Source organism: Janthinobacterium sp. SUN211 (assembly GCF_030587315.1).
GTDB classification, from domain to species: Bacteria; Pseudomonadota; Gammaproteobacteria; order Burkholderiales; family Burkholderiaceae_D; genus Janthinobacterium; species Janthinobacterium kumbetense.
The window spans coordinates 1,255,333-1,279,996 of sequence record NZ_JAPWIC010000001.1 but is presented as its reverse complement, the minus strand read 5'-3'; the positions used below and the strand labels follow the sequence as shown (position 1 = coordinate 1,279,996).

Below are 24,664 nucleotides of genomic sequence, written 5' to 3'. Positions count from 1 at the left end.
CAATCGTTCCAATGCCGCGCCGGCAAGGAGCCGCTAGCCTGCCAGCTCACTCCTCTTCCCTCACTCCTCTTCCGACGCGCAATACCTGTCCCGCCCCGTATGCTTGGCGCGGTACAGCAGGGCGTCGGCGGCGCGGATCAGGGTGCTGGGGTCCATGCCTTCCGTGGGCATGACGCTGGCCATGCCCAGGCTGACGGTGACGTGCGGGCCGACGCTCGATTTGGCATGGGGAATGTCCAGCGCGCGCACTTCGTCGAGGATGCGCTGGGCCACCACTTCGGCGCCGTCGCGCGTTTCCTGCGGCAGCAGGATGATGAATTCCTCGCCGCCATAGCGCGCCAGCAGGTCGGGCGGGCGCACGGCGCAGCGGCGCAGGGCGGCGCTCACCTGCTGCAGGCACAGGTCGCCCGCCTGGTGGCCATACGTATCGTTGTAATCCTTGAAATGGTCGATATCGGCCATGATGATGGCCATCGGCACGCCGTCGCGCGCGCAGCGCCGCCATTCGCTGTCCATCGTGTCGTTGAAGCTGCGCCGGTTGGCCACGCCCGTGAGCGAATCCGTCAGCGACAGTTCGCGCATGGCGTCCGCCTGCCGCTTGATGGTCAGCTGGCTGCGCACGCGGGCGCGCACGACGGCCGCGTTGAACGGTTTCGTGATGAAATCGACGGCGCCCGCTTCCAGCGCCCGCGTCTCGTCCTCGGGCTGGTTCAGGGCCGTGACGAAGATGACGGGAATGGCGCTCAGCAGGGCCGATTCGCGCAGCGCGCTGCACACGGCATAGCCATCCATGCCGGGCATGACGGCGTCGAGCAGGATCAGGTCCGGCAGTTGATTATGCGCAATTTCCAGCGCCTTCACACCGCTCAGGGCGAACAGCACGTCGTGCTCCTCGCGCAGCAGCTGGTGCAGGATCTGGATGTTTTCCATGGCGTCATCGACGATGAGGATGCGCCCGTTCATGGCAAGGTTGGTCCAGCTCACTTGTTTTCCTCTCGTTTCAGCTGATCGAGCACGAGTTTTTCCGCCTCGGCAAAATTCAGCGTTTCAATCGCATGTGCCATCGCCAGGGCCGCTTCCCGGTCTGACTGTTGCAGGGCGGGGTGCAGCGCGTGAAATTGCGCCAGCGCTTTCAGGTTGTTGTTGCGGATCAAGACCAGCAATTCGGCCAGGCCGGCGTGCAGGTCGACGGGCCCGCTGCCGGGCGCGGCCGCCGCCGGCTGGCTGCGCCGCAAGGGCGAAGGCAGGGTGCGCGCCGCTTCGATGACTTCGGCCATCGCCTGTTCCAGGCGGCCCAGCATGGCGGCCGTGGCGTGCGATTGCCCCGTTTTCAGCGTTTTCTCCGTCTCGGCGGCCAGGCTGGCGATCTGCGTGGCGCCCAGGTTGGCCGCCACGCCGCACACGCGGTGCAGCAATTGCGCTGCCTGCTGCGCCTGGCCGGCGGCCAGCAGGCGGCGCGTTTCCTCGACGGCGTCGCCTTGCGAATTCTCAAAGCGCTTGAGCAGGGCCAGGAAGGCGCCATAGTCGCCGCCGAAGCGGTGCAGGGCCGCCGCCAGGTCGATGCCGGGCACCGTGGCGGGCAAGTCCAGCGTCCGCGCGACGGCGTCGGCTGCCGGCACGGCGCTATCGCCCCCCAAGGGCGCCGGCACCAGCCGGGTCAGTGTCTGTATCATCTCGTCGACATCGATGGGCTTGGCCACATGCGCATTCATGCCGCTGGCGATGGCGCGCAGGCGGTCTTCGTCCATGGCATTGGCCGTCATGGCGATGATGGGCAAGTCCGGCAAGCCCAGGGCGCGGATGGCCAGGGTGGCGTCGTAGCCGTTCATGACGGGCATCTGCAAATCCATCAGCAGCACGTCCCAGGCGTCCGGCGTGCTGGTGAGCAAGTCGACGGCCAGTCGGCCGTTGGCGGCCACGGTCACGCGCGCGCCCGAGTGCAGCAGGATGTACTGCGCCACTTCCTGGTTGATTTCATTGTCTTCCACCAGCAGCACGCGCATGCCGGTGAGCAAACCCGACAAGGGCGTGGACACGGGCAGCGCCGAAGGGGTGCTGCGGCCTTCGCGCACGGCCGTCACGGCCGCCAGCAGGCGCGCCGGGGTGGCCGGCTTTGAAACGATGCCGGCCAGCATCAGGCTGTCGGCCAGGCGTTCGAGGTTTTCGCTATCCTGGTCGGCCACCAGCATGATCACGGGCGGCAGCACCAGGCGTTCGTCGGCGCGCGCCTCGGTGAGCATGGAAATGCCATCGATGCCGGGCATGGCCGCGTCGAGCAGCACCAGGTCCGCCGCCGGCCCGCCGCTGGCGTGGGCGCGCAGCAGGGCCAGGCCGGCCGCGCCGCTGTCGGCGCTGCGGCTGTGCCAGCCCTGCGCCGCGCACCACTCTTCCAGCATGGCGCGCACGCTGGCGTTGTCGTCGATGATCAGCAGCGACTGGACCCTGGGCGCGCTCTTGCCGGGCGGCTCGGGCGGCGGCGCCACCTTGTCGAAGCGGCAGCGGAAGCGGAAGTCGGAGCCCTTGCCCAGCGTGCTTTTCACGCTGAGGGTTCCGCCCATCAATTCCACCATGCGCCGGCAGATGGCCAGCCCCAGTCCCGTGCCCCCATATTTGCGGCTGGTGCCGCTGTCGCCCTGGGAAAACGCGTCGAAGATGCGTTCCTGCTCGGCCGCGCCGATGCCGATGCCCGTGTCGCGCACGGAAAACTCGAGGGTGGCGCTGTCCGCATCCTCGGCCACCTTGTCGATGGCCAGCACCACTTCGCCATGCGAGGTGAACTTGACGGCGTTGCCCATCAGGTTGATGAGGATTTGCTCCACGCGCAGGGCGTCGCCGATCAGCTCGTCTGGCACGCCGGGGGCGAGCACGAACACGGGTTCCACGCCGCGCGCCCAGGCGCTGCTGGCCAGCAAGACGCCCACGCTGCCCAACATGCGCTCGAGCTGGAAGCGGCGCTGTTCCAGCACCATCTGTCCCGCCTCGATCTTGGAAAAATCGAGCACGTCATTGACGATATTGAGCAGCGACTGCGTCGCCATCTGGATCTTGCCCACATAGCTGCGCTCGCGCCGTTCCAGCGGCGACTCTTCCAGCAGGCGCGCCAGGCCGATGATGGCGTTCATCGGCGTGCGGATTTCATGGCTCATGTTGGCGACGAATTCGCTTTTCGCGACGCTGGCGGCCTCGGCCTTGTCGCGCGCGCGCACCATCTGCTCGTTGAGTTCATGCAGGCGCAATTCCGTGCGCTTGAGTTCGGAAACGTCCGAGGCCAGCACGAAGAAGCCGCGCACGCCGCCGCCGTCGTCGAAATCGGGGATGTAATTGGTCCACGTGTGGCACACCTGGCCGCCGGGATCGAGCAGGTCGCGCTCGAAGCTTTGCGGCCGGCCCGCCAGCACGCCCTCCACGTGGGGCGCATACACGTCGAACAGTTCCTGCCCCAGCAATTCGCTCATGTGGATGCCGGCCAGCTCGGCGCTGCTGCGGCCAAACCATTCGTTATAGAATTTATTTGCAAATCGGCAACGCAAATCGGCGCCCCAGTACGACACCATGCCGGGCAGGTTGTCGGTGACGGTGCGGATGAAGCGCTCGTTCTGTTCCAGGCGCCAGGTGGTGGCGTGCAGCACCTCTGTGGCGCGCTTGCGTTCCGTGATGTCGATCGATACCCCCAGCACATGGCTGGCGCGCCCCGCATCGTCGCGCAAGACCACCTTGCGCGTGGTGAAGTGGCGCGTGGTGCCGTCGGCCGTATTGATCGCTTCCTGTTCGATTTCCACCATCTGCCCCGTGGCCAGCAGCTTGCGGTCGGCGCTGACGAAGGCGGACGCCTGCTGCGGCGGGAAGAAATCGTGGTCCGTCTTGCCCAGCAATTGCTCGCGCGAGCGCCCCAGGGTGAGTTCCGCGTGGCGGTTGACCATTTCAAAGCTCAGCTTGTCGGCGCGCTTGACGAAGACCATGGCCGGGATGTTTTCGATGATGGTGCCAAACAAGTGTTTCGAGCGGCGAAATTCCGCTTCGCTGCGCTTGCGCTCGCTAATATCCAGCCACAGGCCCGATACGCCCAGCAACTGCTGTTCCGGGCCGAAGATCGGGTGGTACGAGACGATCCAGTGACTCAATTGCTCGCGTTGCTGGCCGCTATGGCCCTTCAATTCGATGTCGACGATAGGCTGTCCCGTCCCCAGCACCTGGCGCACGCAGCGTTCCACCTCCGCCCGCACGGCGTCGTCGAACAGCATGGCGCCCACGGGACGGCCCAGGTGCTGCGCCACGCTGGCCCCGTTGATGGCGGCCAGGTAGTGGTTGATCATGACAATGCGCAAGTCCAGGTCCACGAACAGCATGCCGATCGGCGCCGTCGCGTACACGGTTTCCAGCAGGCGCGTGGATTTCCCCAGGGCCAGCGTGCGCTCGGCCACCAGGCTTTCGAGCTGCGTGCGGTGACGCCGCAGGTCGCGCTCCAGCGCGCCCAGGGCGCTGGCCATGTCGGCCGATTCGCGGTCCGCATGCCGGTTCGAGAGCAGGGGTTTGCCTTGCGCCAGCGCATGGATCTGCTGCGTCAGTTCCTGCAGGGTGCTGGCCAGGCGGCCGCCCACGCGCCAGGCCAGGGCGAAGCCGGCGCCCAGCAGCAGCGCCAGGATGAGGGAACCCGTGACTACCGAGCGCAGCAGGGCTTGCGCCACCGTGCTGGTGCGCATGGTGACGGCCACCGTCCAGGCGGCGTCCGGGGCGCGGCGAAAGCCCGTATACACGTCGATGCCTTCCAGGGTGGCATGGCGCAGCACGCCTTCGCGCGCCTGGCGTATCTGTTCCAGCAGGGGCGCCGCGCTGCGCTGGCCCACATAGCGCTGCGGCGCCAGCGTGCGCGCCACGTTGATGCCGTCGGCATTGATGATGGCCGCGCCCAGGTAGGCTGGCAGGTGCAGCTCGCGCAGCAGCACGGCCAGGTAGTCGGGCGGGTACAGGGCCGTCAGCACGTAGGCGCTACCCTGGCTGCGCGGCAAGGGCAGGTTCAGGGCCAGCTGCGGCAGGCTGTCGGGCGCCTTGGTCAGGCTGGTCAGCCGCAGCTTGCCGGAGTCGCGCGTGCGCTCCATGCTGGCGGCCCATTTTTGCGGCAGGGGAGGCGGCGCCTGGCTGGCGGGCAGGGTCGTATTGATCAGCTGGCGGCCCTTGGCGTCGGAGACGATGAAGGCGCTGACGGCCAGGCCAGGCTGCAGCAGGCCGGCGGCCAGGGCCCGCAGGGCGCCGATGTCGTCCGCTTGCAGGGCGGGCGAGCCGGCCAGGATGCGCGCGGCCATCTGGGCGCCGTTCAAGTCGCGTTCGACGGCGGCGGCCACCGCGCGCGCCGCCTGCGCCGTTTCGCTGACGACATGGTCGCGTTCGCGCGTGTAACTTTGCGCCACGAGCAGGAGAAACACGAGCGCCGTCGGAATGACCCAGGCGAGCACCAGCCATGAAATTCTTGAGCGTATCGAAGGCAAATCTTGCACCCGGAAAGCTCCCAGAATGGATGAGTCGACAGGCAGGCTCACGCTGGCGCTGGCTGACCTTGAATGAAAAGATGCTAGACGAAATTGATTCTTCTGACAAGCCTAGTTTCTGGAATGGAAAAAAGGTTGCGCAAGGCATACAGAGGAGGGGGAACGCCCATCCCGCCGTGGCGGCGGGATGGCAAGGCGGGTTTACGGCACCACGGTCAGTACGTCGACATCGATTTCCGGGCTTTCCATGAAATCCTTCTCCACTTCGCCGCGGATTTCCACTTGGGTCTTGGCGTCGATCTTGCGGTTCATGAAGACCTTGTCGTCGATGTCCACGCGGATTTCCGCCGTGCCGTCGGAGAACGTGTATTTCTCCTTGCCCACTTTGCGCAGCAAATGGCCGCGCAGCACGACGGCCTGGTCGTCGACGGGGTTTTTCAGGATGGCGGCCACGCTGCTGGGCGCGGCCGGGCCGGCCGTCGGGCCCACGTATTGGGCGTGCGCGCTGCCGGCCAGCAAGGCGCAGGCGGCCAGGGAGACGATGAGTTTGCGGTGCAGTGGCATGATATTCCTTTGATAGTGACTGACGGCTCAGAAGAAGACGGCGGTGCGGGGGATGATAGCACCGGCATTGCCATAGGGCATGTTCGCCCGGACGCTGCCCGTGCTGGCCACGCCATCGTCGAGTTTGCTGTCGATCTGTTCCGCGTAGCTTTCGGGCAAGTTGTCGAAACGGATGCCGTTGCCGGCGCGGCCGCCCACTTCGTCGTTGTACAGGTAGACGGCGCCGCCCTGGGCGCTGGTCATGAATTGCGAGGTGCCGTTGAACGAGCCGGTGATGAAGCCGCCCAGGGCCAGGTGCTGCGGCGCCAGGGTGAATTCGCGCGGCTGGCCGTCGCCGATCTGGCCGTCGCCATTGCCGTTGCCGGCCGAATTGGGCACGTGCAGGGTGCCCTGCAGGTCGTCGCCGGGCAGGGCGCGGAACTTGTCCTGGTAGGCGTTGACGGCGGCCGTCAGCGCATTCGATTGCTGGATGATGTTTTTCACCTTGGCGCTGTCGATCAAGCCTTGTCCCTTGAGCACGCCGCCGAGCAGCAAGCCGATGATGACCAGGACGATGGCGATTTCTACGAGCGTAAAGCCGTGCTGGCGACGTGGGGGCATGGGATTTCCTTGGAAAAAAGTGCGACAACTTGGATTGGCAGTTTACTGCATTTGGTACCGGGCGCGCAGGGCAGGGTCATGGCGTGACCTTTGCTTTCTTCTTGGCAAGTTCGTCGAGCCGGCGCGCGAGGAAGGCCAGTTCGTGCGGATCGCTGATCTGGCCGCTGGCGAGCAGGCCGCCGATCACCAGGCGGGCGCTGTCGAGCTGGTCCATGTCTTCCAGGATGAACGCTTCCATCTCGCGCACCCAGGATGGCACTTGCGGCCCCGTCGCCAGCCGGCGCAGTTCACGCGCATACGACAGGGCCAGCGGCAGGTCGCGCAACTGGTGCTTCGCCACCAGCGCCGCCTGCGCCATGGCGGGCCAGCGGCGCTGCGGGTCGGCCGCGAAGCTGGCGGCGACAAAGGCCAGCATGCGCCGCACGCGCAGCGGGTCGGCCACGCCCGCGTACACTTCGCTGGCGGCCACCAGCGCATACTGGCTGCGCGGATCGAGCGTTTGCGCCGTCTCCAGCCAGCCGGCCAGCCGGTCATAGTCGAGCTGGCGCCACGGCAGGCTGACGCCGGCCTGGTCTTCGAACGACTGCAGGTACAGCAGCATGGCTTTCGACATGGCCAGCGGCTCTCCCAGGCTGGCCAGGCGCGCCACGCCCGCCGGCGGCGCTGCGGGCAGGGGCCGCGCCTGCGCCGGCGCTTGCTGCTGCGCCAGGCGCCAGCCCAGCTGCAGCAGCAGGCATGCCGCCAGCAGCCAGCACAGGGGGCGCGGCACGCTGCTCCAGGGGCGCTGGGCGGCGGCCATCAGATGTTCCTGCGGTAAAAGTCGCACAGCGCGCAACTGGCCAGCAAGGCCACGTAGATGCCGGTTTGCGCCGCCACATTGGCCAGGGCTGGCCAGTCGCCGGTGGCGTACAGCAGCCATTCCGTGCGCGCAAAGGCGTCCAGGCGGGGCAGCAGCAGGGCCAGCACGTCGATGGCGCCGGCCGTGGCCCGCTGCGCCAGCGAGTCGCCCGCCTGCGGGCCGTGCGCCAGCAGTTGCAGGCTGCCCAGCATGCGCGCCAGCACATAGAAGCCGCTGGTGGCGGCCAGCGCCGGCAGGGCCTGCTGCAGGCTGGCCGCGCACAGCAGGCTGAAGGCGGCGACGATCCACAATTCCCCCAGCAGCGACAGCGCCCACAGCGCGCTTTGCGCGGGCGCGGCGAACAGCGCCATCAGCAGGCCGAACAGCACGGCGGGCACGGCCGCCAGCGCCCCGTAGCCCAGGAGCTTGCCCAGCAGGTAGGCGGCGCGCGGCATGGGCAGCGCCAGCAGCAGTTCCAGGCCCCGGTCGGCCGCTTCGCGCGCCATGCTGGTGATGATGAAGGTGGCCAGCAGGAAGACGCCGGCCAGGCGCAAGGCGGCCGCCAGCAGCGCCGCCTGCACGGCGCCGCTTTCCGTCAGCGCCAGTTGCTGCAGGAAGCCGGCCAGGGCGGCGGCGCCGCAGGCGGCCAGCAGGAACAGCCACGGCAGGCGGCTGCGCAGCGCTTCGAGCAAGGTGTAGCGGGCGATGGTGGCGGCGGGCGAGAGCATGGGCATCAGCGGGGCAGCCTTTGCGCGGCCACCATGCGGTTGAACAGGATGTTCGGCGACAGCCAGGCGACGATATCGTCGAACTCGCCGCCGGGCTGCTGCGGGCCGCTGGCGGCGCGGCTGATGACGGTGGTGGCGTTCGTAGCATTGTTGCGCTCGTCGACATTGTTGCCGAAAGGCACAGCCTGGCGCTGGCCCTGCACGCCCGTGGCGCCGAAACCGTTCTTGCCGTGCGACATGATCATGGCGGGGATGTCGTTCAAGGCCGTCGCCTGCAGCAGCGCGCCGCCATTGCGCGTGACGATGCTGATGTCGCGCGGCGTCGACAGGCTGAAAAGCTGGCCGCTGTCGCTGAAGGCCGGCGTCACGCTGTAGCGGAACAGATTGTTCCAGCTGTCGCCTTGGCGCAGCCCCAGGGTGGCCCAGGGCAGGAAGCCGGCGCGCTTTTCGCCCGTGCAGCGGGTGCCGCGCCGGTCTTCCAGGCCGCTCATGGCGGAGACGGCGGGACAGGGCAGGTAGCCGTAGCGCAGCGCGTAGCCCGTCAGCGCTTCCTTCGCTTCATTCAGCGCCTGTTGCGTCTCGGCCACCTTGCGCTGTTCCAGCTGCACCGTCAAGGGCGTGACCAGGCCGCCTATCATCAAGCCCACGATGACGAGCACGATGGCGATCTCGATCAGGGAAAAGCCGCCCTGGCGGCGCGATGGATGCGGGCGGGGGCTCATGGCAGGTTGCGCGCGGCGCGCATGCGTTGGTACAGGGTGGGCAAAGTAATCCAGGTGAGCATGTCGTCGAAGGCGCCGCCGGGCAGCGCGGCATTGTCGGTGGCGGGGCGGGCGATGAAACTGCGGCTGGCGCGGTCGTTGGCGGCTTCGTCGACATTGCCGCGTGCCGTATTGATCTGCGTCACGCCGCTGGCGGCCGTGCCGTAGTGGTCCTTGCCTTGCGAGAACAGTACGACGGGCAGGCATTCGACGCTGACGTCGCACAGTGCCTGGCCCGCGACGTAGGCGAATTCGCCGCGCGCGTCGCGCTCGAGCACGACCCGGTTGGCGACGGCGGAAAACGAGACGATGGGCGCGCGCGCCATTTCCGGCGTGACGCTGTAGCGCAGCAGCTTGCCCCAGGCGTCGCTGCCCGCCACGCCCAGCGCCACCCACGGCAGGAAGCCGCTGCAGGCGGCATCGTCGGCGCAGTCGGCGGCCCGTTCGCGCCCGTCGAGGGCGGAGGCGGCCGGACGGGGCAGGCGGCCATTGACCGCCGCAAAGCCCAGCAAGGCTTCGCGCGCCTGCGCCAGGGTGTCCAGCGTGCGCTGCTGGCGTTCGGCCTCGCCCGTCTTGCGGCCAAAGGCGCTGATCAGCAGGCTGGCCGCGCCCAGGCCCAGCACGGCCACCAGCAGCAACAGGGCGGCGCCCCGCTGGCGACGAGCTTGCCAACGAGCTTGCCGATGAGGTTGACAATGAGCTTGCCGTGGCGTCATGGCGGCGTCTCCTGCGCCTCGGTGACCGTGCCGCTGGCCGGGTCGTAGCGCTGGCCAGGTTTCAGCAGCACCGCCTGGCCATTCGACAGGCGCAGGGTCAGGGTGCCGGGCTTGTCGCGGGCAAGGCGGTTGTGCGGCTCGTTTTGCGCTTCCTGGTTCAGCCAGACGGTGGAGCGGCCGCTGCTGCGCTGCACCACGCCATTCAATTCCACGGGCGGCGCGGGCGGCGGCGGTGGCGGGGGCGTGGGGGCAGCCAGGGCGGGATCGGGGGGCGGCGGCCCGTAGCGCTGCGCATCGAGCTGGGCGCGCTGCTGGGGCGACAGGAACAAACGTCCCAGCGGCTGTGCCTGCGCCGTGAGCGCGGCGCCGGCCAGCAGCGCGCACAGGATGCGGGCGGACCTCATGGCCGCCCCGGCACGGGCACGCTGTTGACGGTCAGCCACAGCAGTTCGCATTCGGCGCCCAGGGTCGGCACCGCCTCGCCGCCGGCCGCGCCATGGCGCTTGAGCGTGCAATCCTGCACGGCGAAATAGCCGGCCTGGCGCAAATCGTCAAACAGGTTCAGCAAGTCCATCTCGTGCAGCAAATCCATCTGCAGGCGCATGCGGCTGCCGCGCAGGTGATATTGCCCCATCACCATGGGCAACGGCACGGGCAGCGCTTGCTGCGGGCTGATGTCATAGCTGATCGGCAGCAATTTGCGCTGTTCCTGGCTGCGGCGGATGGCGTCGATCCAGGCCAGGCGGTTTTCCTCGCCGATCAGGCCGCGCTGGCGCAGGGCCAAAAATTGCGGTTCGTAGGCGCGGATTTCCTGCTTTTCCGCTTCCGCGTGGTTGAACAGGGTGGCCGCCGCCGCGCGCGTGTGCTGGGCCAGGTACAGCTGTTGCGCTTCGCGCATGCGATAGGCGGCGGTTAGGCTCAGCAGCAGCAGGCTGGCCAGCAAGGTCAGCGCAAAGCACAGCAGGGCGGCGCGCACCAGGTGCAGTTCGCCCAGCCAGGCGGGCAGGGTGCGCGTGGGCGTGCCTGCCCGCTGCATGCCGGGCAGGGGCGGCTGCTTCACGGGGCCGCTCATGGCTGCCACTCCAGCAAGAGGGTAAAGCGGGCCTGGCTGTCCTGCGCCGGCGCGGCGCTCTTGCCGGACAGGGCCGCGCTGGGACGCAGGTCGAGCGGCGTTTCCTCGATCGTCACCTGCATGCCCGGCTGGCGCGCCAGGGTTTGCGCGAAGGCCGTGATGGCGGCCAGGGCGGCGCGGTAGTCATTATTTGGCATGGCCACGTCCGCTTCCAGGCGTAGCGCCTGCGGCGGCGCGACAGGGATGCCGGCCAGGGCGCTGTGGGGCGGCGCAGTCTGCTGCGGCGGCGGCTGGCCCGCGGCCGTGCGCGCGGGCGCCTGGCCCGCATGCCAGTGCAGCTGGCCCAGCGCGACCTGCGGCGCCTGGTCCAGCGCGGCGCTCAGCATGCCCAACAGGCGGCCCGGCTCCGGCGCCTGGCTGGCGATCATCTGGCCCAGGGTCACGGCCACTTTCATGTTCTGCGTCTTGGCCGGCGCCGGCGGCTGGGTCGACATGACGCTGCGGTAGCGCTCCTGGTAGGACGCCGTTTCCTGCGCCAGCCGCTGCGTGCTGGCCCCGTCGGCGATGCCTCCAAGCAAATTGATCACGCACCACAGGGCGGCCGACGCGCCGATCAGGGCGCTGGCGCCGTACAGCGTCTTGCGCGCGCGCTGGAAGTGGTAATAGCGGGCCAGCGCGCCGGGCGGATAGTGGCTGGACGGCGGATGCTTGCCCAGCAAGGTCAGCAGCAATTCGTCGGCCAGCGCCGGCGTCTGGCGCAAGCCCACCCGTTCGCCGGCCAACTGCAGGTCGATGAAGTGGTAAGCCACTTCGACGCCGTTGTCGCACAGCAGCTCGAGCTTGGCGATCTGCGCGGCCGGTGCCAGGATGACGGTATTGAGGACGTCGCCGCGTGCCAGCATGCGCGTGCTGGTGAGAAATTGCCGTGTCTTTTCCGTTTCCAGCGCGATATTCACGGCCACGCCGTCGAGCGCGATGGTCGCCGTCTGGCGCGAAAAGCGCAGCTGGCCCTTTTCATAGTAACTTTGCCGCAAGCCGCCCGATTGCTGCGTCACCAGCAGCAAGTGTTCATGCGCGATCGACAGCTTTTTGACCAGCGCGATACTGAGCAGGCTGGTCGAATAGATGCCGGCCACGGGCACGCGCAAGTGTTCGAGCGCCTCCGTCCACGGTTGCAGCAAGGTGGGATTGGTGAGGGCGAAAAACAGTACCTGGTCGTCGTGGCGGCCCGTGCTTTCGCGCCCCAGCAGGGTGCTGCCCCGGTAGGGCGTGTCGCGGTGTAATTGCTGCTTGCGCCGCTCCAGCAGGGCGCGGCCCGCCTTGCCGTGCACGTGGGGTACGAGCTGATGCTGGAAATCTTCCTCGATCAAGTCCGTCAGCAGGTAGGCGGGCACGTCGAGCCTGCGCTCCTGCGGGTCTTCCAGCCATGCGGCGAAGCCGTCCAGCCCGGCCGCGCTGGCGGGGAAGGCCTGGCCGGGGCCCAGCACGCCGTGGTTCCAGTCGTAGGCGCACAGGGCGTCGCTGGTGAGGTAGAGTAATTGTTTGCGGAACACGGCGGCCTCAGGTTTTGATCGTGCTGATGGTGTCGTAGATCGGCCCCAGCACCGACAGCATGATCCAGCCCAGCAGCAGGCCCAGGATGACCGTCATGACCGGCTCGATCATGGCTTGCACTTTTTCAATCAGCTCCTTCACTTCCCGGTTGTAAAAGTAACTGACATTGCGCAAGGCCGTGTCCAGCGAACCCGTGGACTCGCCCACCTTCAGCATGCGGATCACCAGCGGCGGGAAGATGCCCGTGTGCTGGAAGGCGGCGGTGACGCCGTAACCCTCGCTGATCAGCTGGGCGGCGCGGCGCAGGCCGGCCGCCACCACCTGGTTGCCGGCGATGCCTTCGGACAGGCGGATGCATTCGAGGATGGTGATGCCGGAGGCATACATCAGGGCAAAAAACGTGGCGAAGCGGGCCAGGATGATCTTGTGCAGCACGGGACCGACCAGCCACAGCCGCAGTTTCAAGCCATCCCAGGCGTAGCGGGCCGCCCCGCTGCGGCGGATGAGCGCGCGCAGCCCGAAAAACAGCAGCACGGGCAAGGCCAGCAGCAGATACCAGTAATCGATGAAGACATTCGACACGGCAATGAGCACGCGCGTGTGCAGCGGCAGTTCGCCGCCCATGTTGCGGATGAACGCCGTCAGCTGGGGCACCAGGTAGATCATCAGGAAAAACGTCACGGCCGCCACGACGATGGCGACGACGACGGGGTACATGACGATCTTGCGCGTCTGCGAAGCCAGCTCATCCTGCCATTTCAGGCTTTCCGACAGGTTCTTGAAGACGTCGGCGATCCGGCCGCTCTGTTCTCCCGCCAGTATCAGGCTGGTGAACGTGGCGTCGAAGATGTCGCCATGCTGGGCCAGCGCGCCGGAGAGGGGCAGGCCGCCCTCAATGCTTTCGATCAGGTCCGTGACGACTTCGCGCAGGCGCGGGTGGTCCGTGCTTTCGCGCAAGTCGTTCAAGCCTTCCAGGATGGGCACGCCCGCGCCCGTCAATTGCTCCATATGGAAGCAGAAATTGATCAGGTCGCGGCGGTGGATGATGCGCTTGCCCAGCAGCACCAGGTACTGGCCCGTGATCTTGCAGTCGATCAAGTCGAGCTGCATGCGGTGCAGGCGCGCTTCCAGGTCCGGCACGTTGGCCGCCTCCATGCTGCCGGGAATCAGGGCGCCGGCCGCATCCATTGCGCGGTAGACATATTGCGCCATCAGGCCAGCCTTTCCGTCAGGTCGACCACGCGGCCCACTTCTTCCAGGGTGGTGACGCCTTCCAGCACGCGGCGCATGCCGTCGTCGACGATGCCCTTGAAGCCGGCCGCGCGCGCCGCGGCCTTGAGCTCGCGCAAACTGGCGCGGCGCGCCGTCAATTCATCGAGTTCGGCCGTCATCTTGAGGATTTCCATGATGGCCAGGCGGCCCTTGTAGCCCTGGTGCGCGCAGCGTTCGCAGCCAGCGGCACGGCAGATGCTGACGGCGGGCGCTTCGGGTGCTAGGCCCAGCAGGCGCCGTTCGATGGTATCGGCGATGACGGTTTCCTTGCAATGCGGACACAAACGCCGCACCAGGCGCTGCGCCACGATGCCGATGATGTTGCCGGCCATGATGTCGGGCAAGATGCCGATGTCGAGCAGGCGCGCCACGGAACCGATGGCCGAGCTCGTATGCAGGGTGGAATACACCTGGTGGCCCGTCATGGCGGCGGCAAACGCCATTTCCGCCGTTTCGCGGTCGCGGATCTCGCCCACGAGGATGATGTCGGGGTCTTGCCGCATCATCGAGCGGATGCCGTCGGCAAAGCCCAGCTTGACGGATTCGTTGACGGAGGTCTGGCGTATCATGTTCATCGGATACTCGACCGGGTCCTCCAGGGTCATGATGTTGACGCTTTCCGTATTGATATGGTTGAGTATCGAATACAGCGTGGTGGTCTTGCCGCTGCCCGTCGGGCCCGTCACGAGGATCACGCCGTCGGGGCGCGCGATCATGAGTTTCAACAAGTTCAATTCCGCCTCGGCCAGGCCCAGGGCGTCCAGCGGCACGATGCCCTTTTGCCGGTCCAGCACGCGCAGCACGACGTTTTCGCCATGCGTGGTGGGCTGCGCCGACGCGCGGAAGTCGATTTGCCGCCCGGAAAACTTGATGCTGATGCGCCCATCCTGCGGCGCGCGCGCCTCGGCGATATTCATGTTCGACATCACCTTCAGGCGCACGGCCATGGCCGGCCAGTACGATTTGTGCAGGCTGCGGATTTGCCGCAGGATGCCGTCGATGCGGTAGCGGATGCGCAGGAACGACTGTTCCGGTTCGAAATGGATGTCCGAGGCGCCGTTCTGCACGGCATCGGCCAGCAGCGCATCGATCAGGCGCACCATGGGCTGGCTGTATTCGTCCGACGGCGAGGCCATGCTCTGATAGCTGACTTCGCCCGTTTCGATTTCGTGCAGGATGCCGTCGATCGACAGCTCGAAGCCATAGTACTGGTCGATGGCGCGCGAAATGTCCGATTCGTTGACGAGCACGGTGGAAATCGTGATGCCCTTGACCAGCATGGCGCTGATTTGATCGAGCGCAACGATGTTGCTCGTGTCGGCCATGGCCAGGATCAGGTTATCCGCCTGCCGCTCGTAGACGATGGGAAAGACGCGGTAGCGCTTGGCCACGTCCTTCGGTATCAGCTTTAATGCGATGGCGTCGACCACCAGGCTGGACAGGTCCGCGCTGACCTGTTTCAGGTTTTCGCTGAGCGCCTCGCGCACGGTGGCTTCCGTGACAAAACCCAGGGTGATCAGCAGCTTGCCCAGCGGTTCGCTGCTGCGCCGCTGTTCGATCAGGGCGATGCGCAGCTGGTCTTCGCTGATCACGCCTTTCTGGATCAGCAGCTTGCCGAGGGGAAGTTTTGCCTGTTCTGCCATGTGATGCTTATTCCTGACGGGGGGTGATGACGGTCGGCTCGGCCGGGGCCGCAGGGGCCGCCAGTTCGCGCAAGCGCGTTTGCACGACGGCCTGGTCGAAGGCGGCGGGCGTCGTTTGCGCCAGGGTCAAGGCGCGCTGGTAATACGTGGCGGCCAGCCGGGGCTGGTTCAGCCGGTCCAGGCCCACGGCCAGGTTGAAGGCATAGTCGGGATTGCCGGGTGCGGCGCCGTAGGCACGGAAAAATTGCTGCTGCGCTTCGTTCCAGCGGCGCTGCTTGGCGTACACATTGCCCAGTGCAAACAGCACGGGGGCACTGTCGGGGTTGCGCGCCAGGATGGCTTTCAATTTTGCCTCGCTCTGCGCCACGTCGCCCTGGCGCAGCCCGATCAGGCCGGCCAGCGCCTCGCCATCGTCGGGATTGATTTCCAGCAAACGCACGTACAGGGCCGCCGCCTGCGCGCCCTGGTTTTCGCGCAGGGCCACGGCCGTCAGGCCCAGCAGCGCGTCGCGGTTGGTGGCATCCTGCCGCAGCACCGTTTCATATTGCTGACGAGCAAGACCCAACTGGCCCCCGTTGAAGGCTTGATAGGCTTGCTGCACGTCGGGGTTGATTTGCGGCGCGGCCACGCTGCGCTGCACCTGGATCTGGCTGTTGTCGGGCGCGGCCACCGGTGGCAGGCTGGGCGCTGCGGGCGGCGCCATGTGCGCCAGCTGCGCCGCTACGGCGGCCTGGGCCGCCGCCTGTATCATCGCCTGCTGGTCCTGTGCTGACTCTGGCTGGCGCGCGTCGCGCGGGGTGTCGGGCGGCAGCGCCGCGGGCGTCATGGCGTCCGGCGGCGCGGCACCCGTCGCCGGCACCACCACGACGGGGCCGGCGACGCCGGCCGTGCCAGGGGCATCCGTCAGCGGCATGGGCACGCCGGGCAAGTTGGCGCCCGCGCCGGGGCTGGTGCTGGCGCGCCAGTACCAGTACGCCATGGAGCCGACTACCAGCAGCAGGATCGCCAGCAGCACGGCCAGGCGCACGGTGACCGGGTCGACGCTGATGGGTCCGGTGGGCCCTTTCGGCGGCGGATTGCTGCGGCTGGAGCGTGGCCGGGCGGGCGGCGGTTCCGGACGGGCGCGCGGCGGCTCGGGCGGCGGGCCTGACTGCGCGCCTTGCTGCGACCCTGGCTGTGGCTCAGGCTGGGAGGCACTCTGTGTCGGCTGCGGCGCGGGCGCGTCCGCCAGCGGTTCCAGGCGCAAGGTGCTTGCCGGCTGCACGGGCGCTGGCGCTGGTGCGGGACGGGGCGGCAGGGCGTCGGCCGGTGCCAGTTCCAGCACCTGGTCGTAGGCTTCGGACGGCTTTTCCAGTTCTTCGTCGGAAAGGCTGTTCTGTTTGGCGCGCTCGGCTTTCTTGAGCGCCTGCATCAGCAAGCTCATGGGAAGTCTCCCTGCAAGCGCGCCTGCGGCCGGACGGGCGCCGCTGGCGGGCCATCCGTGTAGGGCTGGGTGTTGAGCGGCGCCTGGCCGGGCAGCAGGTAGCGGTAATCGCGGTAATCGCCCTCGATACTGGCATCCTTGACGACGACGGGGCGCATGAAGATCACCAGCTCCGTCTTGCTGCTTGCCTCATTGCGGTAGGTAAACAGATTGCCCACCAAGGGCAGGCTGGACAGGCCCGGCACGCCGTCCTTGGCATTGTCGATGGAGTCTTGCATCAGGCCGCCCATCACGGCGATCTGGCCATTGCCCACTTTCATGATCGATTCCAGCTCGCGCGCCTGGATCACGGGCACGCGGCTTTGCACGTTGGCCGTGGCCAGGGCCGGATTCGGGTCTTGCACGTAGCCGACGATGCGCGTGATGGTGGGGCGCACGTTGAGGGTCACTTCATCGCTGTCGGAAATCTGCGGCGTGACGCTCATGACGAAGCCGACGGGCACCGTTTCCAGCTTCGATTCATAGGTGGCCGGCGTGGTGATGGTGCCCGTCGAGCTGATCACGGCGGGCGTCACCTTGATGGTAAAGAAGACATTGTTGTCGACCACCTTCAGCATGGCCGTCTGGTTGTTCAGCACGCTGATCTTCGGACTGGACAGCACTTTCACCTTGCCGAACGATTCGAGCAGCTGGATGGTGGTGGAAAAGCTGTCCTTCAGATAATTGAGCAGGAAGATGCCGGGCGTGGCGTTCGGCGTGACGCCGCTGGACAGGCCCGCCGTGCCCACTTGTCCCTGGCGCAATTGCAGGCTGCCAGTCAGGCGCGACCAGTTGATGCCTTGCTGGTATTCATTGCTCAGGCGCACCTCGATGATGGTTGCCTCGATCAGCACTTGCCGCTTGGCGCTGTGCAATACCGCGTCGAGGAATTCGGCGATCTTTTCATGCTGGCGGCCCGTGGCGCGCACGGCGATCAGGCCGCCCTCGACGTTGACGACGACGGACGAGGGGCTGCCCTTGTTGGCCAGTTTGAGCAGCGGCATGCCGTTCGCGTCCAGCGGCTGGCCGGGAGCCGCATTCTGGCCGGGCGCCTGCTGTCCCGGCGTATTCTGGCTCCCGTTCGGGTTGCCATACTGCATCGGCGGCTGGGCGCCGTACTGGCCGGCCGCACCGGCGGCAGGGTAGGCGCCGGCCTGGTTCTGCTGCTGGCCTTGCTGTCCCTGCTGTCCCTGCTGGACAGGCATGCTCGTCAATTGCTGGTTCAGCTGCGCCAGCGGGTCCACCTGCACGTCGTTGAGCGTGGTCTCGCGCAGCAGGTCGCGGATATTCTTTTCCAGGCTGTACCAGAAATTATTTTCCGAACGATTCACGACGAGGGTGGTCGAATTGTTATTGCCGTTGCCGCCGCTGCCTTGCGTGCTGCCCACGGGGTTGCTGGCGTTGTTCGACCCGCCGCCCGCCGTGGAGATTTGCGTGGCGATATTCACGCTGCTGTTGGTGCTGCGCGCCATGTTGACGTAATCGACCTTGTAAGTGCGCCAGACGGGCGCGTCGGGCAGCACCGTCAGGTTCTTGCCATCGATTTCGTAGCGCATATCGACTTGCTTGCCGATACGCGCCAGCAATTGCGGCAGGGTCTGGTTCAGCGCATTCAGGGTGACGCTGCCTTCGATCTGCGGGTGGATGTCGATATTCATGCCCGCGTCGCGCGCCAGCGCAAACAGCAGCGATTGCACAGGCACCTTGTGCACGGTGACGCTGTAGGTTTCCACCTTGGGCGCGGGCAGGGGCGCGGCCAGCGCGCTGCTTTGCTGCACCGGTTCGGGAATGACGCCGGCGGCGACGGGCGCGGCATTGAGGTGGGCCGGCGACAGCGGCGTTTGATGCGTGGCGCAGCCGGCCAGCATGGTGCTGCAGGCGAGGGCGACCCAAGAGGTCAGCACAGGAATAGGGTGTTGAGTCATGAAAAGTTCGCCCTTGAAGTCGTGTTGTGCTTTTGTAATTTTACCCAGCATGATCGCTTAAAAGCAATCGGCTGTGCAGGCTTGGGAGGCAATATGCTGAAATAAAGTCAGGGGGCGCCACGCCCCGGTTTTTCCGGTGTCAGGGCTTTTATTTCTGTGCGGATACTGTCTATGTCGCTCAGCAATATTTTCTGCGGCGACGCCGGGGCCAGCCTGGCCCACACGGCTTCGGCGCTGGCCTGGTCGGCAAAGCTGCCATAGACGATGAGCAGGCGCGCGGCGGAGGTCGCGGGCGGCGTATTTGCGGACGCGGACGCGGTTGCGGACGCGGCGCCAGGCAGGCGAAACACGTGGAGGTCGTGCAGGCCGGTGGCTTGCTGCGCCTGCCGCAGGAAGGTTTCCGCCGCAACTGTCTCGGTGGCGGGCAAGCTGGCGATGTGCAGCACCAGTTGCCGCGGCCCTTGCCGCGCCAGCCAGTCGCGCGATTCGGCCAGCTTGCTGTCGAGCAGCGTCGACGGGGCGGGCTGCGGTGCGCGCATAAGCGCTGCCTTGAGCGTGCCTGGGGCCACGTCGGCGGGCGCGGCGGAGCGTGCCTGGGATGCGTGGTGTGCCTGGGATGCCTGGCTTGCCGGCGTCGCCATGCTGGCTGTCGCCGCTATCCGATCTTCGCTGCCCGCCCGCCATTGCCACAGCAGAGCAAAGGCCAGCAACAGCATCAGCGAGCTCAAGGCGCCTGCCAGCAACTTGCCCGCATGCCAGGGCGGGCGGTAGAAGGGGCTGTCGGCGATGGCCAGGCGCACGTGGCGCGCGCTGATTTCCTGCGCATCGTCCGCAAACGCGGCCAGCAAGGCCTTGTCGGCCAGGATATTGATCCTGCGCACGATGCCCTGCGCCGCGCGCGCCAGCCGGCGCAGCGCGGCCGGCGTGAAAACGAGCGGCGCCGGGCGGCCGGCGGCGGCCAGGCGGCATGCCAGATAGTCGTCCAGCAAGGCTGGCGGCAGGCGCGGCACGCTGAAACTGTGGGTGATGCGTTCCTTCAACTGGCGGAACTGGGGCAAGTCCAGGGTGTCCTGCAATTCCGGCTGGCCAAACAGGACGATCTGCAGCAGCTTGTGGCTGGCCGTCTCCAGGTTCGTCAGCAGGCGCAGCGCTTCCAGGGTGGCGCCCGGCATCGCTTGTGCTTCTTCGGCCAGCAACACCACCTGGCGTCCCGCCGCATGCCTGGCGATCAGCTCGCCGTGCAGGGCGCGCAGGACGGCGTCGGCGCGGCAGCCGTCCAGTTCCAGACCCAGTTCGGCGGCGATGGCGTGCAGGACTTCGTCCGGTTCCAGGCGGGGATTGAGCAGGTACAGCACGTCGACCCGGGGCGGCAGGCGCTCGGCCAGCATGCGGCACAGCATGGTCTTGCCGCTGCCCACTTCGCCCGTCAGCTTGATGATGCCTTCGCCTTGCGTGACGGCATACAGCAGCGCAGCGAGCAGCTCGCCCCGCGTATTGCCCGTATAAAAGAAGGCCGGGTCCGGCGTGATGCCGAACGGCGCCGTGCGCAAGCCGAAATGGCGCAGATACATGCCGTGCGGCGAGGGCGCATACGGCCGTCCGGGCGGCGTGGAGGGCGGGACGTGCGTGTCGGCGTTCATGCCGCGATGCAATTGAGGAAAGCCTGTTCCAGGCTGGCGTCTTGCGCGCCGCCGTGACGCGCGCGGCATTCGGCGGGCGTGCCCGTAAACACGATGCGGCCCCCATGCAGGATGGCCATGCGGTCGCACAATTCTTCCACGTCGGCCAGCGCATGCGAGGTGAGCAGGGCGCCGCGGCCTTGCGCACGCGCTTGCCGCAAGACTTGCTTGAATTGCGCGCGCGCCTTCGGGTCGAGTCCGCTCATCGGTTCATCGAGCACCAGTTGCGGCTTGCCCGATAGCAAGCATGCGGCCAGCCCCAGTTTCTGCATCATGCCTTTCGAATACTCGCGCGCGGGGCGCAGCAGGGCGTCCGGCGCCAGGTCCAGCGCGTCCAGGGTTTGCTGCAGCGCTTGCGCATCGGGGCGCACCTTGTGCAGGCGCGCCAGGTAGCGCAGGAAGTCGCCGCCCGTCAGGTAATACGGCGCCTGGAAGCGCTCCGGCAGAAACGACAGGGGCTGGCGCGCCGCGCCATGCCGGTGCGGCTGGCCGAAGATGGCGATCTCGCCCCGCTCCGGCGTACAGAAGTCCAGCAGGCATTTCAGCAGGGAAGTCTTGCCCGCGCCATTCACGCCAACCAGGCCGAACAGTTCTCCCGCGCGCACCTGCAGGTCGACGCCGCGCAGCACGGCGTTGCCCGCCAGCTGCAGATGCACGTTGTGGAACTCGATGGCGCAGGCGTTCATAGTGGCAATGGTCGGCAGGCAAGACGGGGGACGACCGCCATTATTGCCATGGGTGCTGGCGGGCGGCAAGTGTTTACTTGCTGAGTGTTGAAATGCGCAAAAATCAAATGATGGAATGTATTTTCTTTAAGAAACAACAGGTTCTGGAATAAAATACCCCCGCGCGCCGCTGGCGTGCATCGTCTGATGAATCTGTCGAGGAGCAAGCATGGCAAGGCCAGAGAAAGTCCGGCTCGGTGAAATTTTGGTGCAGCAGAAATTGCTGACGGAAGAACAGTTGGGCCAGGCCTTGACGGAACAGAAGCGTTCGGGACGCAAGCTGGGCCGCGTTTTTGTCGAGCACGGCTTCGTCACGGAAGAGCAGATTTCGGGCGCCCTGGCGCGCCAGCTCGACATTCCCTACATCAATCTGAAGTTTTTCAACATCAATCCCGAACTGGTGCGGCTGCTGCCGGAAACCCAGGCGCGGCGCTTCCGCGCGCTGGTGCTGGAAGACCGCCGCGAGGGCTTGCTGGTCGGCATGTCCGATCCCACGGACCTGTTCGCGTACGATGAAATCTCGCGCCTGGTCAAGCGCCATATCGAGCTGGCCGTCGTCAATGAGACGGAAGTGTTGGCCGCCATCGACCGCATCTACCGCCGCACGGAAGACATTTCCACCCTGACGCGCGAGCTGGAGCAGGACCTGGGCGACGTTTCCGTCGACTTCGGCGCGCTGGCCGCCAATCCTGGCCTGGAAGAGGCGCCCATCGTCAAGCTGCTGCAATCCGTGTTCGAGGATGCCACGCAGGTGCGCGCCTCGGACATCCACATCGAGCCGCAGGAAGGCCGGCTGCAGATCCGCTTCCGCATCGACGGCGTGCTGCATCTGCAGACGGAAGCGGACAGCAAGATCGCCAGTTCGCTGGCGCTGCGCCTGAAACTGATGTCGGACCTCGATATTTCCGAGAAACGCTTGCCGCAGGATGGCCGCTTCGCCATCCGCGTGAAAAACCAGCGCATCGACGTGCGTATTTCCACCATGCCGACGCAATATGGCGAATCGGTGGTGATGCGCTTGTTGAACCAGGGCGGCACGACCTTGCGCCTGGACGCCATCGGCATGCCGCCCGCGCTGGTGGCGCAGTTCCGCGCCATCGTCAGCCGCCCGAACGGCCTCGTGCTGGTGACGGGGCCGACCGGCAGCGGCAAGACGACGACCTTGTACTGCGCCTTGTCCGAACTTAATTCCGTGGAAAAAAAGCTCATCACGGTGGAAGACCCCGTCGAGTACCGCTTGCCGGGCATTAACCAGGTGCAAGTAAACGACAAGATCGAGCTGAATTTCGCCAGAGTGCTGCGCTCGGCCCTGCGGCAAGATCCCGACATCGTGCTGGTGGGCGAGATGCGCGACCAGGAAACGGCGCAAATCGGCTTGCGCGCCGCCATGACGGGTCACTTGGTGCTGTCGACCCTGCATACGAACGACGCCATCAGCACGCCGCTGCGCCTGATGGACATGGGCGTGCCCCGCTACATGGTGGGCAGCTCGCTGCAAGCCGTGCTGGCGCAGCGCCTGGTGCGCGTGATCTGCGAAAGCTGCAGCACGCCGTACGCGCCCACGCCGAACGAATACGAATGGCTGCGCCTGGAACTGGGCGAGCTGGTCGAACGCAACCAGTACTTCCACGGCAAGGGTTGTTCGCATTGCAACGGCATGGGTTACCGGGGCCGCACGGGCGTGTACGAATTGCTGGAAATCACGCGCGCCGTGGCCGATGCCGCCAACCATGCCGATCCGTCCCACTTCATGAAGGTGGCGACGGCGCAGATGGCGGGCGAAACCCTGCGCCGCCACGCCGTGCAGCTGGTGGTCCAGGGCCGCACGACGGTGATGGAAGCGATGCGCATCAGCAACCAGAGCGAGGATTGAGGTGCCGTTTTTCTCCTACAAGGCGCGCAGCGCCAGCGGCGAACTGTTGACCGGCGTCATGGAAGGCGCCGACAGCGGCGCCGTGGCCGATCAATTGATGGCGGGCGGCAGCACGCCCGTCGACATCAGCGCCACGAAACAGACGGTGACGAAGGCGGGCGCCAACCAACTGGGCTGGTGGGACAAGCTGACCGAGAAAAAGGTCACGCCCATGGACGTGCAATTGTTCAGCCGCCAGCTGTACACGCTGCTCAAGGCGGGCGTGCCCATCATGCGCGGCCTGGCCGGTTTGCAGGAGTCGGCCATCAGCCCCGCATTCGGGCGCATCATCAAGGATGTGCGCGAATCGCTGGACGCGGGCCGCGAGCTGTCGGCCGCCATGGCGCGCCATCCCGCCATCTTCACGCCGTTCTACCTGTCGATGGTGCGCGTGGGTGAAATGACGGGGCGCCTCGATGAAGTGTTTTTGCGCCTGTTCGACCACCTGGAATTCGACCGCGACATGCGCGCGCGCGTGAAAACGGCGACGCGCTACCCGACCTTCGTCGTCTTCGCCATGCTGGCCGCCATGATCGTGGTGAATATCTTCGTCATTCCCCAGTTCGAGAAGGTGTTTGCCAGTTTCCATGCGGAACTGCCCCTGATGACGCGCATCCTGATCGGTATCTCGCGCTTTACGGTGACGTACTGGCCTATCCTGCTGATGCTGGGCGTGGGCGGCTTTTTCGGCTGGCGCGCCTGGCTGCGCACGAAAGAGGGTTTATATAAGTGGGATCGCGCCAAGCTGCGCCTGCCGATCGCCGGCAAGATCATCCTGAAAGGCACGATGGCCCGCTTCGCGCGTAGCTTCGCCCTGTCGAGTACGAGCGGCGTGCCCATCGTGCAGGCGCTGACGGTGGTGTCGCAAACGGTCGACAACACGTATCTGAGCGCGCGCGTGGAGCAGATGCGCGACGGCGTCGAGCGGGGAGAAAGCATCTTGCGCACCTCGGTCGCGGCCGGCGTGTTTACGCCCGTGGTGCTGCAGATGATCGCCGTGGGCGAGGAATCCGGTTCGCTCGACGACCTGATGGACGAGATCGCGGACATGTACGAGCGCGAAGTCGATTACGAGCTGAAAACCCTGTCGGCGCAGATCGAGCCGATTTTGATCGTCTTCCTCGGCGCCATGGTGCTGGTGCTGGCGCTGGGCATCTTCCTGCCGATCTGGGACCTGGGCCGGGCGGCCCTGCACTGATGGCAAAACCGTTCCGCCAGCGCGGTTTCACCCTGTTCGAGCTGGCGGTGGTGGCGGGCGTGTTCGCCATCCTGACGGCCGTGTTCCTGAACCGCGTCGGCTATTACCAGCGACAGGCGCAGCAGGTGGCCGTGGCGCAGATGCTGGGCGTGCTGCGCACCAGCTTGCGGGTGCAGGTGCTGCATCTGTACCTGGCGGATCGGCGCGACCGGTTGCCGGCGCTGGCGCGGCAAAACCCGTTCGACTGGCTGATGGATAAGCCGGCCAACTACCTGGGCGAGTTCGCGCAGCCGGAGCTTGCAAAATTACCTGCGGGGAATTGGCTGTACGATAAAAAAGAACAAAAAATCATCTATTTGTTTAGTAATGGCAATATTTTTCCCAGTAAAAGGGTTGATTTAGTGAAATTTAAGGTAACCTTGCCACGTGCGGATGCCGATCTTGACAAGCTCGCCCAGGAACCCGATATTGTGGTGTGGCAATCGCCGGACCCGGCGGCAAACTGACGCGCTTCCTGGTCCGGTGCAGCGAC

At 66.4% G+C, this 24,664-nt stretch carries 20 protein-coding genes; 3 read left to right on the top strand and 17 right to left on the bottom strand.

Annotated features, from left to right (window positions below; all coding sequences use genetic code 11):
* Window positions 1–60: 60 nt before the first annotated feature.
* The 17 genes from O3301_RS05575 to O3301_RS05495 form a co-directional block, all read right to left on the bottom strand.
* Complete coding sequence (locus tag O3301_RS05575; protein ID WP_099667505.1) at window positions 61–984, bottom strand: diguanylate cyclase domain-containing protein; 924 nt, start codon at window positions 982–984, stop codon at window positions 61–63.
* Window positions 981–5,450, bottom strand: a complete 4,470-nt coding sequence (locus O3301_RS05570) for a PAS domain-containing protein (RefSeq protein ID WP_305055803.1) — start codon at window positions 5,448–5,450, stop codon at window positions 981–983. Before O3301_RS05570 ends, O3301_RS05575 begins: the two co-directional genes overlap by 4 nt.
* Window positions 5,451–5,684: 234 nt before the next feature.
* On the bottom strand, window positions 5,685–6,047 hold the full coding sequence (locus tag O3301_RS05565) for a YgiW/YdeI family stress tolerance OB fold protein (protein ID WP_099667507.1): 363 nt from the start codon (window positions 6,045–6,047) through the stop codon (window positions 5,685–5,687).
* A 27-nt stretch (window positions 6,048–6,074) separates the two neighbouring features.
* Window positions 6,075–6,647 (bottom strand): prepilin-type N-terminal cleavage/methylation domain-containing protein, encoded by a 573-nt coding sequence (locus O3301_RS05560; RefSeq protein ID WP_099667508.1) that lies wholly within the window; start codon window positions 6,645–6,647, stop codon window positions 6,075–6,077.
* A 76-nt stretch (window positions 6,648–6,723) separates the two neighbouring features.
* The gene (locus O3301_RS05555; RefSeq protein ID WP_305055802.1) at window positions 6,724–7,446 is read right to left on the bottom strand and encodes a hypothetical protein; all 723 of its coding nucleotides are present in this window, start codon (window positions 7,444–7,446) and stop codon (window positions 6,724–6,726) included.
* Window positions 7,446–8,219 (bottom strand): ABC transporter permease subunit, encoded by a 774-nt coding sequence (locus O3301_RS05550; protein ID WP_180278756.1) that lies wholly within the window; start codon window positions 8,217–8,219, stop codon window positions 7,446–7,448. Before O3301_RS05550 ends, O3301_RS05555 begins: the two co-directional genes overlap by 1 nt.
* Window positions 8,219–8,935 (bottom strand): type II secretion system protein, encoded by a 717-nt coding sequence (locus tag O3301_RS05545; protein WP_305055801.1) that lies wholly within the window; start codon window positions 8,933–8,935, stop codon window positions 8,219–8,221. Before O3301_RS05545 ends, O3301_RS05550 begins: the two co-directional genes overlap by 1 nt.
* Complete coding sequence (locus O3301_RS05540) at window positions 8,932–9,690, bottom strand: hypothetical protein (RefSeq protein WP_305055800.1); 759 nt, start codon at window positions 9,688–9,690, stop codon at window positions 8,932–8,934. Before O3301_RS05540 ends, O3301_RS05545 begins: the two co-directional genes overlap by 4 nt.
* Window positions 9,687–10,094: a hypothetical protein gene (locus O3301_RS05535; RefSeq protein ID WP_289910493.1), complete on the bottom strand. Its 408-nt coding sequence runs from the start codon at window positions 10,092–10,094 to the stop codon at window positions 9,687–9,689. Before O3301_RS05535 ends, O3301_RS05540 begins: the two co-directional genes overlap by 4 nt.
* On the bottom strand, window positions 10,091–10,762 hold the full coding sequence (locus tag O3301_RS05530) for a hypothetical protein (protein ID WP_305055799.1): 672 nt from the start codon (window positions 10,760–10,762) through the stop codon (window positions 10,091–10,093). Before O3301_RS05530 ends, O3301_RS05535 begins: the two co-directional genes overlap by 4 nt.
* Window positions 10,759–12,315, bottom strand: coding sequence for a hypothetical protein (locus tag O3301_RS05525; protein ID WP_305055798.1), 1,557 nt, complete (start codon window positions 12,313–12,315; stop codon window positions 10,759–10,761). Before O3301_RS05525 ends, O3301_RS05530 begins: the two co-directional genes overlap by 4 nt.
* A 7-nt stretch (window positions 12,316–12,322) precedes the next feature.
* On the bottom strand, window positions 12,323–13,528 hold the full coding sequence (locus O3301_RS05520) for a type II secretion system F family protein (RefSeq protein ID WP_305055797.1): 1,206 nt from the start codon (window positions 13,526–13,528) through the stop codon (window positions 12,323–12,325).
* Window positions 13,528–15,231 carry a GspE/PulE family protein gene (locus O3301_RS05515; RefSeq protein ID WP_099667516.1) on the bottom strand — a complete coding sequence of 568 codons (1,704 nt, stop codon included), beginning with the start codon at window positions 15,229–15,231 and terminating at the stop codon, window positions 13,528–13,530. Before O3301_RS05515 ends, O3301_RS05520 begins: the two co-directional genes overlap by 1 nt.
* A 7-nt stretch (window positions 15,232–15,238) precedes the next feature.
* On the bottom strand, window positions 15,239–16,654 hold the full coding sequence (locus O3301_RS05510; protein ID WP_305055796.1) for a tetratricopeptide repeat protein: 1,416 nt from the start codon (window positions 16,652–16,654) through the stop codon (window positions 15,239–15,241).
* A complete protein-coding gene (gene mshL / locus O3301_RS05505; RefSeq protein ID WP_305055795.1) occupies window positions 16,651–18,618 on the bottom strand; it encodes a pilus (MSHA type) biogenesis protein MshL in 1,968 nt (655 codons plus the stop codon). Before mshL ends, O3301_RS05510 begins: the two co-directional genes overlap by 4 nt.
* 107 nt (window positions 18,619–18,725) lie before the next feature.
* Entirely contained in the window at window positions 18,726–20,258 is a 1,533-nt protein-coding gene (locus O3301_RS05500) for an ExeA family protein (RefSeq protein ID WP_305055794.1), read from the bottom strand.
* Window positions 20,255–20,983 (bottom strand): ABC transporter ATP-binding protein, encoded by a 729-nt coding sequence (locus O3301_RS05495; RefSeq protein ID WP_305055793.1) that lies wholly within the window; start codon window positions 20,981–20,983, stop codon window positions 20,255–20,257. Before O3301_RS05495 ends, O3301_RS05500 begins: the two co-directional genes overlap by 4 nt.
* A 208-nt stretch (window positions 20,984–21,191) precedes the next feature.
* Here O3301_RS05495 and O3301_RS05490 point away from each other — a divergent pair, with 208 nt between their 5' ends.
* From O3301_RS05490 to O3301_RS05480, 3 genes are read left to right on the top strand one after another with little or no spacing between them, the layout of a single operon-like run.
* A complete protein-coding gene (locus tag O3301_RS05490) occupies window positions 21,192–22,895 on the top strand; it encodes a GspE/PulE family protein (protein WP_034781098.1) in 1,704 nt (567 codons plus the stop codon).
* 1 nt (window position 22,896) lies between these two features.
* Window positions 22,897–24,132, top strand: coding sequence for a type II secretion system F family protein (locus O3301_RS05485; RefSeq protein ID WP_289904674.1), 1,236 nt, complete (start codon window positions 22,897–22,899; stop codon window positions 24,130–24,132).
* Window positions 24,132–24,638 carry a type II secretion system protein gene (locus O3301_RS05480; protein ID WP_305055792.1) on the top strand — a complete coding sequence of 169 codons (507 nt, stop codon included), beginning with the start codon at window positions 24,132–24,134 and terminating at the stop codon, window positions 24,636–24,638. The genes O3301_RS05485 and O3301_RS05480 overlap by 1 nt, the downstream gene beginning before the upstream one ends.
* Window positions 24,639–24,664 lie beyond the last annotated feature (26 nt).